Origin of the sequence: Kribbella antiqua, assembly GCF_004345665.1 — a bacterium.
Lineage (GTDB): Bacteria > Actinomycetota > Actinomycetes > Propionibacteriales > Kribbellaceae > Kribbella > Kribbella antiqua.
In genome coordinates this window covers 283189-296172 of the sequence record NZ_SLWR01000005.1, presented here as the reverse complement: position 1 = coordinate 296172, position 12984 = coordinate 283189, and the positions used below count along the sequence as shown (strand labels likewise).

Sequence of the window (12984 nt, the reverse complement as noted above, 5' to 3'; positions counted from 1 at the left end):
TCGATCCTTTTATCGTCACAGTGTGTCCGCCGTTACAACATTCGCCAGGATTTTTTCCGGGACTTTCCCAGTCATTTCTGCGCGACCTTGCGGAATTGCCGTGAGTACTACGTTTTGCGCGCGGCGGGCGACCGTGGGTAGGCGAATGCCCTTTCGGGCACCGGCCAGGCATGCGGATCAGGGTGCTCACGATGAACGTCCAGCACGACGCCGGCGACCCACGCCGGACCGGATTGATCAATGCCGAACTGCGCCGGTTGTCGCCCGACCTCGTCGCGCTGCAAGAGGTCTGCTACCCCGCGCGACGTGACCAGCTCGCCGAACTCGTCGAGGGCACCGGGTTGACCCACACCACCCATCAGGCCGACGTGATCGAGCTGCCGGAGGGCGCGCGACACGACGGCTCGGCTTTGGCCACGCGCTGGCCGCATCAGGTGTTGGAGGTGCTGGATCACCGGCCGTCGGCGCAGTCGGACGCTCATTGGTGGACCCTCGCCGCGGCGGTCGACGTACCGGAGCTCGGGCAGCTGCTGTTCATCTTGCCGACGACACCGTGGCAGCTGGACCAGGCCGCCGTACGGGAGAAGCAGTTGATTGCGGCGGTGGAGCTGGACGGGCGGCATCGGTTCGGGCTGCCGACGATCATCGCGGGCGATTTGAACGCGAGTCCGTCGTCGGCCGGGATCCGATTCCTGACGGGGTTGCAGTCGCTCAATGGACGGAGTACGTCGTACAACGACGCGTGGGCTGTGGCCGGACAGGGCAGCGGCTACACCTGGACGGTCGCCAATCCGCTCGCCGAGGCGGAGATCGACCGGCTGATCGGCCAGCCGAATCATCGCCGCCGCATCGACTACATCTTCGTCGGCTCGACGCATGCCCACCCGGCGGCCCGCGCCCGCGTCCTGCACGCGGAACTCGTCGGCGACAACTCGGTCGACGGCGTCTGGCTCAGCGACCACTTCGGCGTACTCGTAGATCTGGACGTCGTGCCGGTCTAGGGCGTGTCTCCCACTCCGATGCCTACCGACCACCTCATGCGCGTCCTGCAGGCGCACTCACAGCAGGAATATGTCGATGCCTATGCGCCACGGGTCGCATAACCTAGGACCCCCACGAGAGGAAGCGACTCCTGAACGAACAGCTCATCAAAGAATTCCGTGCGCAGGCCGGCGATGTCGACGGCAGACTGTTGCTGCTGACAACTACCGGCGCTCGCTCCGGCCGGGCGCACACCGCCGTACTCGGGTATTACCCGGACGGCGACCGGGTGCTCGTCGTCGGCTCGGCCGGCGGCGGTCCGAAGCATCCGGACTGGTATCACAACCTGGTGGCCAACCCCGAGGTCACCGTCGAAACCGGCCTGTTCACCTACCAGGCAACCGCGGTCGTACTGCGGGATGCCGAGCGCGACGACATCTTCGCCCGACTCGTCGAAGCCGAGCCGGGATGGGGTGAATATCAGGCCAGGATCACGCGGACGATCCCGGTCGTCGCGCTCGTCCAGCCGCCCGGCCCGCCCGGCGGCGGCCGTGGTCCGGTGAGCGAATTGCTCAAGCGGATTCACACCGCGTTCCGCCGGGAGCTGGCGCTGATCCGGCGCGAGGTTGCTACATCGGGGGCGAGCCTCGGCGCTCGGCTCCGGGTCAACTGTCTGACCCTGTGTCAGGGCCTCCACAACCACCACACCGGCGAATCCGTCGGCCTGTTTCCGGCACTGGCGGCACAGCACCCGGAGCTGGCCGACGTCATCGCCGTACTCCAGGCCGAGCACGACCAGATCGCCGTACGCCTGGAAGAGCTGCAGGGCGTGCTCGCCGATCCATCCCCCGACCTCCTCCCCGAGGTCGACCAGCTCATCGACGCGCTCACCGCCCACCTCGAACGCGAAGAAGCCGAACTCCTGCCCTACCTCTGAGCTATTGCCATCCAGGCGGTGGCGGGATCATGATCCGGCCACCGCCTGTTCGGGCTGCTGGGGAGCCTGCCTGCGGCACACGGAGATCTACAGATCGCTTCAGGGGAGGAAACCGTGAGCCGGAAAGCATTCCACACAAGGGCATTCGTTGCCCTCGGTGCCGTCGCGCTCGCTGCGGGTAGCCTTAGTGCGCTACCCGCGGCGTCCACGGACACCGGAGTCCAATCGACGTACGTCGTGCTCTTCAAGGCCGGCGCCAAGAGCGCTGGCGCTCAAAGCGCCGTCGAGTCCGCCGGCGGCACGCTCGTCGCCAATTACGCGGAGATCGGCGTGGTCATCGCCCGTTCGTCGCAGAGCGGCTTCGCGGCAGCCATGAACCGAACCGCCGGGGTCGACAACGCAGTGGCCACCGGTGCCTACGGCATCCAAGGCGCGAGCGCGGCCAACGGTGCCGCACCGGCGAGTAAGCTGCAGACCTGGGGTGATTCACTGTCGGCAGCGCAGTGGGACATGCGGCAGATCAACGTGCCGCAGGCCCATGAGATCACCGCGGGAAGCAGGTCGGTGATCGTCGGCGACATCGACACCGGCCTCGACTTCACCCATCCGGATCTGGCGCCGAACTACGACGCGTCCCGCAGTACCGACTGTTCCAGCGGCGCACCGCAACCTCTTGCTCCGGGCAACGACGTGGTCGGGCACGGTACGCACACCGCCGGCATCATCGCGGCCGCCGCCAACGGCACCGGCGTCATCGGGGTCGCACCGAACGTCCGCATCGCGGGCATCAAGTCCAGCAACGACGACGGGTTCTTCTTCCCGGAGATGGTGATCTGCTCGTTCGTCTGGGCCGCGACGCACGGCATCGACGTGACGAACAACAGTTACTTCGCCGACCCGTGGCTGTTCAACTGCCGCAACGACGCCGTCCAGCGCGCGATCTGGAACGCGGAACGCCGTGCGATCGGATACGCACAGCACAACGGCGTACTGGTGGTCGCGTCGGAGGGCAACGACGCCACCGACTTGTCCCACCCGACCGTCGACACGACCAGCCCGGACTTCCCGCCCAACTCCGACGTCGAACGCGACATCACCAACGCCTGCGCGGTCGTGCCCGTGGAGGTGCCTGGTGTCGTCGGCGTGACAGCAACAGGTAGCAAGCGGCTGAAGTCCTACTACTCGTCGTACGGCGTCTCGACCGCAGACGTGGCCGCACCGGGAGGCGACCGGATCCTGCAGGTGATTCAGCCTGGTGGTGGGCGGGTGCTCTCGACCTTCTCGGCCAACGGCGTGATCTGCTCGGCGGCTCTGACCGTGATCGAGAACGGTGCGAAGTACTGCTACCTCCAAGGCACCTCGATGGCCGCTCCTCACGCCACCGGCGTCGCGGCCCTCATCCTCAGCGCCCGCGGCGACCTGAAGCCGGGCGCGCTCTCGGCAGCCCTGCAACAGTCGACGAACGCCCTGACCTGTCCGACCGACCTGTCCATCTACGCGCCGTTCCCACAGAACAGCGGCGCACCGCAAACCTGCCAAGGCGGCCCCGGCCACAACAGCTGGTACGGCTCCGGCGAGGTAGACGCACTGAAGGCCGTCAACTAGTAACGCGCCTGGGCGGGCTGCTCAGTCGCTGGGCAGCTCGGCCAGGAGAGCGTACGAGTTGGGGAGGCGGCCGGACCAGGCGGCGGCGTTGGTGCCGTCGCCTGGGCGCCAGAAGGGTTCGGCGTACTCCTCGAGGGTTTTGAGGCGGAGGCCGGCGGCGGTGATCGCGGTGACGATGTGGCCGAGGTTCCACTGCCACTCGCGGGCGCCGTTCGCCGGGAATGTGTCGTTGATGTGTGATTCCGCGAAGTAGCTGCGGTCCGGCCGGATGCGCGGCTCGTCCTCGTCCCACGTCCACAGGGGAACCGCGGGGTGGGCTTCGTAGACGAAGAGGTGGCCGCCTGGCCGCAGTACGCGCGCAACGTCCTGCGCCCAGGCATTGATGTCGCGCATCCAGATCAGCGCGCCCTTGCCGGTGTAGACGAGATCCGCCGAGGCGTCCTTGACCGGTACGCCGGGGACCTCGGCTACTACGTACCGACAAGGTTTCCCAAGCTCTACCGCGCGACGCTGAGCCGCACCCGCAGCGTTTGCGCTGTAGTCCACACCGACCACGCTTTGAGCACCCGCCTTCACCAGCGCGATGTCGTCGAGCCCGTGCCCGCTCTGAAAATGCACGACTCTTGGTTGATTGGCGAGCAACGGCGCGAGCAGCTCCTCCTCCCGCGGGAACAGCTGCCAACTGCTCCGCGCCTCTTCCAGCAGCTCGTCGTGCTGCTCGATGTGGAATGTAGAAGCCTGCTCCCAAGCCACCCGATTGGCCCGCACCAGCTTGTCCATCCGGACATCCTCCAGTACGACGCCACACCACGTCAGGTGGTTTTCAGGAAGCCGTCTTCGGTGAAATGTGTTGGCCCTGTCTCGTTCAAGGTCCGGCACAGCCACTCGCGGTCCTCGGCGCCGGCCATGCGCAGCCGCATCCGGTGGGCTTGCAGCGGAGCCAGTTGCAGAGAGGTGAGGCGGCCGTCTTCCATCGTGACGAGGTAGAGCAGTCGTAGGTCGTCGCGGTAGCGCTCGTAACCGCGGATGCCTTCGTAGTCGTCGATCAGGTCGCCGCAGCCGTACAGGATCAGCCGGTCGCGGTAGATCTCGATCGGACGCGGGTGATGCGAGGAGTGGCCATGCACCAGGCCGATGCCACCGTCGATCAAGCGACGCGCGAAGCGGACCTGGCGAGGTGAGACCTCGTACCCCCAGTTGGATCCCCAGTGCAGCGAGACGATCGTGACGTCGCCGGGTGACGCTCGCTCCGCGATCGCGTCGGCGGTCCGGTCGGACAGGTCGGGCAGGATCGCGACGCCTGGGCGATCCTCCGTCGCTTCCCAGCTCGCCGGTACGCCGCTGGACGTCGTACCGAAGGAGAACACCACGACTCGCGGAGCTACCGCAGGCTTGACCGGCGCGCGGCCGGCTCCTGCGACGGCGATCTCTGCCTGGCTCAGGACGTCGAGCGTCTCCTCGAGTCCGCTGACGCCGAAGTCCATGACGTGGTTGTTGGCGAGCGAGCAGATGTCCAGCCGTGCTGCGGTCAGGACTGGCACGTTGTCCGGGCTCATCCGGTAATGGATGCCTTTGCCCCAGGCGTAGTCATCGCTTCGGGTGATGCTGGTCTCGAGATTCACCAGCCGTACGTCGGGATCGAAGTCGTCGAGGATGTCCAGCGCATCACCCCAAGGCCAGGAGTAGTCGACCGGCCGGGGGATCGGTCCGTTCGCGGCCTCCGCCAGTACGACGTACCTGCGGGCGTCGCGGATCGAGCGCTCGTACAGGATCGGATCGCCCGGGCGCGGAAGGATCTGGTCGACACCGCGGCCGGGCATCACGTCGCCACCCAGGAAAAGCCGCACTACGAGAGCATGTGTGGTGGGTGGTTGGGTTCGTGGTGCCAGCGGAGGCGGCCGCTGCCGAAGCCGGCGGCGTGCACACCCTCGTGACCGAGTGGACGCCGGCAGTAGTAGTACGGCGAGTACAGGTCGCGGCAGGAGTCCGAGTAGCTCGTGTACGCGAACTCCAGGTCCAGCAGGCTGTCGCTGCTGCCGTCACCGGTCATAGTTGCAGTATGCGCGGGAGCCGGTGGGACCGGCTCCCGCGGATTCAGGTTGGACTACTTGATCAGGCCGTGCGGGTCGAGCACGTACTTGCGGGCCGCGCCGTGGTCGAATTCGGCGTACCCCTGCGGTGCCTCGTCCAGCGGGATGACCGTGGCGTTGACGTTCTTCGCGATCTGCGTACGGTCGTGCAGGATCGCCTGCATCAACTGCCGGTTGTACCGCATGACGGGGCACTGACCCGTCGTGAACGCCAGCGACTTGGCCCAGCCCAGGCCCAGCCGGAGCGACAGCGAACCGGTCTTCGCGGCCTCGTCACTCGCACCGGGATCGCCGGTCACGTAGAGGCCTGGGATACCGACCGCACCACCGGCGCGGGTGACGTCCATGACGGTGTTCAGTACGGTCGCCGGACGCTCGGAGCGGGCGTCGGTGCCATGGCCGTGCGCCTCGAACCCGACCGCGTCGACGGCCGCGTCGACCTCCGGCACACCGAGGATCTGCTCGATCTGGTCCCTCGGTTCGCCCTCGGACACGTCGATCGTCTCGCAGCCGAAGCTGCGGGCCTGGTCCAGCCGCTCCTTCTGCAGGTCGGCCACGATGACGACCGCCGCGCCGAGCAGAAGCGCCGACGTCGCAGCCGCGAGACCGACCGGTCCGGCTCCGGCGATGTAGACGGTCGACCCGGGGCCGACACCGGCGGTGACCGCGCCGTGGAACCCGGTCGGGAAGATGTCCGCGAGCATCGCCAGGTCACGGATCTTCTCGAGCGCCTGGTCCCGGTCGGGGAACTTCAGCAGGTTCCAGTCGGCGTACGGCACCAGCGTGTACTCCGCCTGGCCGCCGACCCAGCCGCCCATGTCGACGTACCCGTACGCCGAGCCCGGCCGGTCCGGGTTCACGTTCAGGCAGACGCCGGTCTTGCCCTCCTTGCAGTTGATACAGCGCCCGCAGGCGATGTTGAACGGGACCGACACCAGATCGCCGACCTTGATGAACTCGACGTCCCGGCCGACCTCGGCGACCTCACCGGTGATCTCGTGGCCGAGCGCGAGTCCGGGCGGCGCCGTCGTCCGGCCGCGGACCATGTGCTGGTCGCTGCCGCAGATGTTGCTGGCGACCACCTTGAGGATCGCCCCGTGCGGGGTCTGGCGTCCCACGTTGGCCGGGTTGACGCCCGGACCGTCCTTGAGTTCCAGGGTGGGGTAGTCGATCGTCTCGACCGCCACATCGCCTGGTCCCTTGTAGATAACTGCCCTGTTGCCTGGCACGGCTGGATGCTCCTTTCCGGGGAAGACACTGCGAGACGGTGGCTCCTGTGCAATTGACCAGTGGCACCACCGCCTCACGAACCCCCGGCGGTTGGACGCGAGAGTTCGGCCAGGCATCTGCGTTCGTGTGGGCCGCGACCGCTTCCGGTTGCCGATGCGATCCGGTCATCGCCTGCCCCGCACCAGGTGAATCCCACCTCGTCCAGCCGCCAAAACCCAAGCCTGCAAGGGAGATCGCCTCCGACGCTAGTCCCGTCCCCCAGCCCGCGCAACTACTCGTTGTGGAGTACCTCGGCGATCGTCGTACGGGCGGCGGAGCGGGCTGGGATGAAGGCGCCGAGGGCGGCGATGAGGATGCCGGCGAGGACGAAGATCGCGAGCAGCGGCAAGGGATAGACGTCGAGCATGAAGGCGGGTATCTCGACCTGGGCGCCGTTCGCCATCGCGGGGATGACCAGGCGATGCGCGATGATCCCGAGCGGAATGCCGAGCAGCCCACCGATCGCACCCAGCGCCGCCATCGACGTCACCACCATCACCATGACCTGGGCAGGCGTCATCCCGATCGACTTCAGCATGCCCAGATCCCGCCGCCGCTCACGAGTGTTCAGTACGACGGTATTGAACACACCCAGAGCAGCCACCGTCCCGAGCATCAACGTCAGCAGTACGACGGTCGCCAGTACGATCGCAACGAACGTGCCCGCATCCTGACCCGGGGTCTCCACCAGTCCTGAGTCGCCGGCCTGCACGGCCTTGACATACGCGTCGATGTCGGTGCCCGGCTTCAACTGGACCTCGTAGGTCTGCGCCCGGGTGTTCGGCGCGATGAGCGCCAGCGTCTCCCAGTTGGAGAGCACCTCGTCGCCCGAGTTGTAGAGCGCCTTGCCGACAATTCGAACCGGTGTGCTCTTGCCGCCCGTCTGCAGCGTGATGGTGTCGCCGACCGAGAGTCCTCGCTGGCGCAGGAACCGTTCGGAGACGACCACCTGCCCCGGTCCGTCGAACCACTTGCCCTCCAGCACCCGGAAGCCAACGTGAGTCGGGTCTCCCCGATAGAACGCGACGCGGAGATCCTGGCTCGTCCCGCCCAGCCGCATCGGGAGATCCGCGCTGGGCGTCACGTACTGCGCACCGGCGGTCGACCGCATCAGCGCCTCGTCGGCCGGGTCGCTCAACTTGGCGGCAGGAGGTGCGTCTGCTCCCTCCGGCACCGGCCCTGGACCGGCTTCCGCCGTACCAGCGGAAAAGGTGACGTCGACGGCACCGGCGCGGCTCGCGGCGGTCTGGTAGGTGGTCAGCGACTTCCCGAGACCGACCGCCAACGTCACACTCGTCACCCCGAGTACGACGGCAGCCAGCGTCAACGCCGTACGAGCAGGCCGGGCGAACGGCAACCCGAGGCCAAGACTGACGGACCGTGGCAGCCGGGTGCCGCTGAGCCAGCGCTGCGCCTGCAGTCCGCGCCCTGCCCGTGGCGCGCTGCCCGCGGAGATCGCTTGAGCAGCCGAGAGCCCGCGCGCCCGGAGAGCGGGGAGGAACGCGGACAGCGCGACCAGAAGCGGTACGCCGAGCATCGCCGCCACATCCACCCACGCCGGAACCCCAACGCCACCAGCGCCGTAGTTCTCGAAAGCCCTTGTCAGCAAGGACTCCGCGAGGACGTTGCCCGCGACCGTCCCGAGCGCGCACCCGACGATCGCCGGGATCGACGTCATCGCCAGATAGACCGACAGCACCTGCGTCGGCGTGAATCCCAGCGCTTTCAGCACGCCGATGTGCCGGAAGCCGGCCACCACCGCACCGCTGACGACGTTGGCGACGATCAGCACAGCCACAATCAGACCGAGCCAGCCAAACACCATCAGGAACGGAACGAACGTGTTCGGCTCGCCGACCGCGGCGGCCCGCAGCGTCAGGTACGACTGGGCGCCGAGCAACGAACCGGAAGGCAGGCCTGCGGTCACCGCGGCCTGGCCGGACGTGATCTGCTCGCCGGTCGCGGCCTGTGCGAAGCGGTAGAGCATCTGCGTCGAGGTCGGTTTGAACGCCGCCATCTGCGCGGGCGTGACCCATGCGCCGGCCGACTCACTCACGCTGTAGGCCAGCCCGACGACAATCAGCGTGGGACCACCGGGTTCGCTGAGCTTCGATCCGACCGCTATATCGCCGCGGCCGCCGGCGCTGACCGGATTCCGGTTCAGCACGATCTCGCCGGGCTTGTCCGGCCAGCGTCCCTTCCACACGTTGAGGCGATCGACCGGTCCGCCGGCGTCGGCGCGGCCCACGGCCACGACGGACAGTCCGTTGCCGAAGTCGAGTGTTTTTGTACCGAACGGCCCAGCGACTGCGGCCGCCGCTTTCGCTGCGTTGGTGAGTTGTTCGTCGGAGACCTTGTTCCGGTCGTACGACGCAACCAGGTGGGCTCCACTCTGACGCGCGTACGCCTGGTCGAAAGGCGCACTCGATGCGGCGAGCAGACCGAGCGCGACCACGATCATCGTGGTGGAGAGAGCCACGACGACACCGATTACGATCGTCTGGAGCCTCCGTCGTCGTACGGCGGCTCGAGAGACCGACCACACCGCGCTCACGCCGTACGCTCCAGGGTTCGTTCGCCCGCGATCTGACCATCGACGACCTCGACGAGGCGGCTGGCGCAGCGGGTGGCGAGTTGCTGGTCGTGCGTCACGAGCAGCAGGGTCTGGCCGATCTGGTTGAGGTCGAGCAGTAGGTCCATGACCTGCTCGCCGGCGCGAGTGTCGAGGGCGCCTGTCGGTTCGTCCGCCAGCAGCACCGCCGGGCGGTTCATGAGCGCCCGCGCGACGGCGACGCGTTGCCGCTCGCCACCGCTGAGCTGGGCCGGATAGATGTTCCGTCGGTCGGCGATGCCGAGTTCCTCGAAGAGTTCCAGGGCGCGTTTGCGTGCGGGCGAAGCCGACGTCCCGGTCAGCTGCGCGGCCAGTGCCACGTTGTCGAGGGCCGACAGGTCGTCGAGCAGGTTGAAGAACTGGAAGATCATGCCGATCCGCCGCCGCCGGTAGAGCGCCAGGCCCTTCTCGTCGAGCTTGCCGAGGTCCTCGCCGTGCACCACGACGGATCCCGAGGTCGGCCGGTCCAGCCCGGCGACCATGCTGAGCAGCGTCGACTTACCGCTGCCGGAGGGTCCCATCACCGCCACCGCCTCGCCGGCGTGGATCTCCAGCGACACCCCGTCCAGCGCGACGGATTCGCCGTACTCCTTGCGCACGTTGCTGAGCTGAACGACAGCCTGTCCGTTGGTCATGGGTTCAAGCTAGGTCCCTTGGGCTTCGTCGTACGTCCGTCTGGGGAGGTAATGTCGCGGCCTTGTCATCCTGGAGATGTATGCGGAACGTGGTCGCTGTTTGGGACAGTGGTGGCTGTGATCACTCTTGTGGCCGTGGCCTTGTGTTTCACGGCCGTGGCGCTTGCCGTCGGACTCGTCCGGGCGCGGCGGGCGCATGCGCGGGCCCTGCAGGAGCGCGGCTGGTTGCTCGAACGCGAACGGCAGAGCGCCGCCCGGAACGCGGTCGACGCTGAACGGGCCCGGATCGCGCAGGACCTGCACGACATCGTCAGCCACAACGTCAGCGTCATGGTGATCCAGGCCGGCGCCGCTCGGCACGTGCTCACGTCTTCTCCGGACGAGGCCTCGGCTGCGCTGCTAGCGGTCGAGGCGGCTGGTCGGGACACGATGGCTGAGCTCCGGCATCTGCTCGGTCTGCTCGCGCCGTCTGTCGACTCCGAGGAGCTGTCTCCGCAGCCGAGCTTGAGCCGCCTCAGTCCGTTGATTGACCGGATCGCCTTTGCCGGGCTTCCGGTGGAGGTCCGCATCTCCGGGGATCCGCGACCGTTGCCGGCCGGTGTGGACGTCACGGCGTACCGAATAATCCAGGAGGCGCTGACGAACGCCCTCAGACACGGCGACGGCGTCAAGGCCGAGGTCTCGGTCCGCTACGCCGACCACGCGCTACGCGTAGAGGTCCTGAACACCGGGCCAAGCATCCTCACCCCTGGTCGCCCATCCTCTGACTCGGGCTCCGGCTCTGACTCCGGCTCCGGTTCTCGCGAGGGGCGGGGGTTGCTGGGGCTGAAGCAGCGGGTGGCGGTGTACGGCGGTGACCTCGACGCGCGCCGGCGCCTCGGCGGCGGGTTCCGAGTCCGCGCCAAGATCCCGCTGGAGCGCCCATGACAGAACCGCGCGTCCTCATCGCGGACGACCAGGCTCTCGTCCGGACCGGCTTCCGGATGATCCTGACCGCCCGCGGCATCGAGGTAGTCGGCGAAGCAGCCGACGGCACCGAGGCAATCGAAGCCGTGCGCCGCCTGCGCCCCGACGTCGTACTCATGGACATCCGAATGCCGACCATGGACGGCCTGGAGGCCACCCGACGCATCCTGGCCGAATCGCCCGCCTGCCGCGTCCTGATGCTCACCACGTTTGACCTGGACCGCTACGTGTACGCCGCCCTGGCCGCAGGAGCCAGCGGTTTCCTCCTCAAGGACGTGACCCCCGAATACCTCGCCGCCGCAGTCCGCCTCGTCAACACCGGCGACGCACTAATAGCCCCCTCAATCACCCGCCGCCTGGTAGAACGCTTCGCCTCACCCGAAGCCCCTCAACCCGCCATCCACCGCGACCTCGCCGTACTGACCCCGCGCGAACTCGAAGTCCTGACCCTCATGGGCCACGGCCTCTCCAACGCCGAACTAGCCCTGGAACTAACCCTGAGCGAAGCAACCATAAAAACCCACGTAGCCCGAATCTTCGCCAAACTAACCCTCCGAGACCGGGCCCAAGCCGTAGTCCTGGCCTACGAAACCGGCCTAATAACCCCCGGCGAGCACCTCGCCCGGGAAGGTTGATTGTTTGTCGCAGGGTACTTGCCATAGGCAACCGCCGCGACATCTACCGCTAACTCCCCTAGCTGACATCGATGACGTTCGTCTCCGCCCGGTTCAGTAGCCGAACACGTAACGACAATCGGGTCCGGTCCTGCCGGTTCTATGGGTTCAGGATCCGGGATCTCAGGGCGAGGTCGTCCATTGTCTCCAGCACGTGGAGTTGGTGGACTCGCACGTGCGTTCGTACGGGCTGGAAGGTTGCCACCAGGTCGCGGAGCTCGGCGTAGGCGTCACCCATCACATCGGCGGTCAGTTGGAGGTATCCGGCCAGCAACGGTCGCTCCGCGGCGAGGGCGAGTGCGGCTCGCTCGTCGGCCGGTTCCACCGGGAGGTAGATGCGTCCGGTGTTCATCTGCCCGATCCAGGGCCCGCGAACGATGAGATCGATGGGTGCGGCGAGGGCCCGCGGCTCGTCACTGCCGTGCACCAGCGTGGCGTGCACCCGGTCGGCTCTCAGCTCGAGTCCGCACCACCAGACCAAACCAGCCAGGCTCGAATCAGCCAGCGCTGACAGGAACGGTTCCGGTCGCGGATCCGGCAACGGGATGACCAACGAGCGCGCAGGCGGCCAGAACTCGCCCGGGCCAGGATCCGGACCGAGCGGCCCGCGAGGTCGATCGGTCAGCAACGGAAGGTGTCGCGTCCGGTAGCGCTCGTCCAGCCGCAACGAGTCGTGCTTGTGCCACTCGTACTCTTGGCCTGCCAGCACCGCCAGCACATCAGACATCGCGATCTCCCAACCGGATTCGGTGCGGCGATCGAGCTCCACGTTCGCTCTCCTCGACGCCGTACCAACTGATCCTGGGCTGCCGGCGGAGCCAACCGGGGCTCAGGCGTGGTCGTGCGTTTCCAGGTCGGTGTGGGCGAGGAGGTCGACCAGTTGGCCGACCGTTCGCTGTCTCAGCAGTGCCTCTGGCAAGGGTTTGTCGACCTGGACTTCGTAGCGGTTACGGCGGCCGTTCTTGCCCTTGACGACGTATCCGGCTTCCACCAGATCGGTGACGATGCCGAACGCCGCGCGCTCCGTGATGCCGAGCGTGGTCGCAATTTCCCGCAGTCGCACGCCCGGATCGTGGGCGATGCACAGCAGCGCCTGCGCGTGGTTCGTCAGGAAGCCCCAAGCCATGACACGAAGTATACTGGATCTCTAGATCTAGGAACTCTATTGCCAGTATTGAAATACTAAGGTAGGTTCAGTTGTGGAACTGGTTTGTGG

13 protein-coding genes are annotated in these 12984 nt (G+C 67.2%); 5 read left to right on the top strand and 8 right to left on the bottom strand.

Annotated features, from left to right (window positions below; all coding sequences use genetic code 11):
• Positions 1–191: 191 nt before the first annotated feature.
• The 3 genes from EV646_RS16685 (at position 192) to EV646_RS16675 (ending at position 3523) form a co-directional block, all read left to right on the top strand.
• On the top strand, positions 192–1001 hold the full coding sequence (locus EV646_RS16685) for an endonuclease/exonuclease/phosphatase family protein (protein WP_241996070.1): 810 nt from the start codon (positions 192–194) through the stop codon (positions 999–1001).
• Between the two features lie 191 nt (positions 1002–1192).
• Complete coding sequence (locus tag EV646_RS16680; RefSeq protein ID WP_241996063.1) at positions 1193–1918, top strand: nitroreductase/quinone reductase family protein; 726 nt, start codon at positions 1193–1195, stop codon at positions 1916–1918.
• Positions 1919–2032: 114 nt separating this feature from the next.
• Positions 2033–3523 (top strand): S8 family peptidase, encoded by a 1491-nt coding sequence (locus EV646_RS16675; protein WP_132149426.1) that lies wholly within the window; start codon positions 2033–2035, stop codon positions 3521–3523.
• A gap of 21 nt (positions 3524–3544) precedes the next feature.
• Here EV646_RS16675 and EV646_RS16670 read toward each other — a convergent pair whose 3' ends face one another.
• The 6 genes from EV646_RS16670 to EV646_RS16645 form a co-directional block, all read right to left on the bottom strand.
• Positions 3545–4303, bottom strand: coding sequence for a class I SAM-dependent methyltransferase (locus tag EV646_RS16670; RefSeq protein ID WP_132149424.1), 759 nt, complete (start codon positions 4301–4303; stop codon positions 3545–3547).
• 32 nt (positions 4304–4335) lie between these two features.
• Complete coding sequence (locus EV646_RS16665) at positions 4336–5370, bottom strand: CapA family protein (RefSeq protein ID WP_199237008.1); 1035 nt, start codon at positions 5368–5370, stop codon at positions 4336–4338.
• The gene (locus tag EV646_RS16660; RefSeq protein WP_132149422.1) at positions 5370–5573 is read right to left on the bottom strand and encodes a hypothetical protein; all 204 of its coding nucleotides are present in this window, start codon (positions 5571–5573) and stop codon (positions 5370–5372) included. The genes EV646_RS16665 and EV646_RS16660 overlap by 1 nt, the downstream gene beginning before the upstream one ends.
• Positions 5574–5627: 54 nt before the next feature.
• A complete protein-coding gene (gene fdhA / locus EV646_RS16655) occupies positions 5628–6842 on the bottom strand; it encodes a formaldehyde dehydrogenase, glutathione-independent (RefSeq protein WP_132149420.1) in 1215 nt (404 codons plus the stop codon).
• A 272-nt stretch (positions 6843–7114) separates the two neighbouring features.
• Positions 7115–9436, bottom strand: a complete 2322-nt coding sequence (locus tag EV646_RS16650) for an ABC transporter permease (RefSeq protein WP_132149419.1) — start codon at positions 9434–9436, stop codon at positions 7115–7117.
• Entirely contained in the window at positions 9433–10128 is a 696-nt protein-coding gene (locus EV646_RS16645) for an ABC transporter ATP-binding protein (protein ID WP_132149417.1), read from the bottom strand. Before EV646_RS16645 ends, EV646_RS16650 begins: the two co-directional genes overlap by 4 nt.
• A gap of 117 nt (positions 10129–10245) precedes the next feature.
• Between EV646_RS16645 and EV646_RS16640 the strand changes: the two genes are divergently transcribed.
• The gene (locus tag EV646_RS16640) at positions 10246–11055 is read left to right on the top strand and encodes a sensor histidine kinase (RefSeq protein ID WP_241996062.1); all 810 of its coding nucleotides are present in this window, start codon (positions 10246–10248) and stop codon (positions 11053–11055) included.
• Positions 11052–11729, top strand: coding sequence for a response regulator (locus EV646_RS16635; protein ID WP_132149413.1), 678 nt, complete (start codon positions 11052–11054; stop codon positions 11727–11729). The genes EV646_RS16640 and EV646_RS16635 overlap by 4 nt, the downstream gene beginning before the upstream one ends.
• Positions 11730–11868: 139 nt before the next feature.
• On the opposite strand, the gene EV646_RS16630 is transcribed toward EV646_RS16635, so the two are convergent.
• A complete protein-coding gene (locus EV646_RS16630) occupies positions 11869–12537 on the bottom strand; it encodes a hypothetical protein (protein WP_132149411.1) in 669 nt (222 codons plus the stop codon).
• A 60-nt stretch (positions 12538–12597) separates the two neighbouring features.
• Positions 12598–12894, bottom strand: coding sequence for a helix-turn-helix transcriptional regulator (locus tag EV646_RS16625; protein ID WP_132149409.1), 297 nt, complete (start codon positions 12892–12894; stop codon positions 12598–12600).
• Positions 12895–12984 lie beyond the last annotated feature (90 nt).

What these genes read in the sequence shown, in the direction of transcription:
- EV646_RS16635 (WP_132149413.1), top strand. Translation starts at nt 11,052, where the DNA reads ATGACAGAACCGCGCGTCCTCATCGCGGACGACCAGGCTCTCGTCCGG.
- EV646_RS16670 (WP_132149424.1), bottom strand. Translation starts at nt 4,303, where the DNA reads ATGGACAAGCTGGTGCGGGCCAATCGGGTGGCTTGGGAGCAGGCTTCT.
- EV646_RS16625 (WP_132149409.1), bottom strand. Translation starts at nt 12,894, where the DNA reads ATGGCTTGGGGCTTCCTGACGAACCACGCGCAGGCGCTGCTGTGCATC.
- EV646_RS16660 (WP_132149422.1), bottom strand. Translation starts at nt 5,573, where the DNA reads ATGACCGGTGACGGCAGCAGCGACAGCCTGCTGGACCTGGAGTTCGCG.
- EV646_RS16685 (WP_241996070.1), top strand. Translation starts at nt 192, where the DNA reads ATGAACGTCCAGCACGACGCCGGCGACCCACGCCGGACCGGATTGATC.
- EV646_RS16645 (WP_132149417.1), bottom strand. Translation starts at nt 10,128, where the DNA reads ATGACCAACGGACAGGCTGTCGTTCAGCTCAGCAACGTGCGCAAGGAG.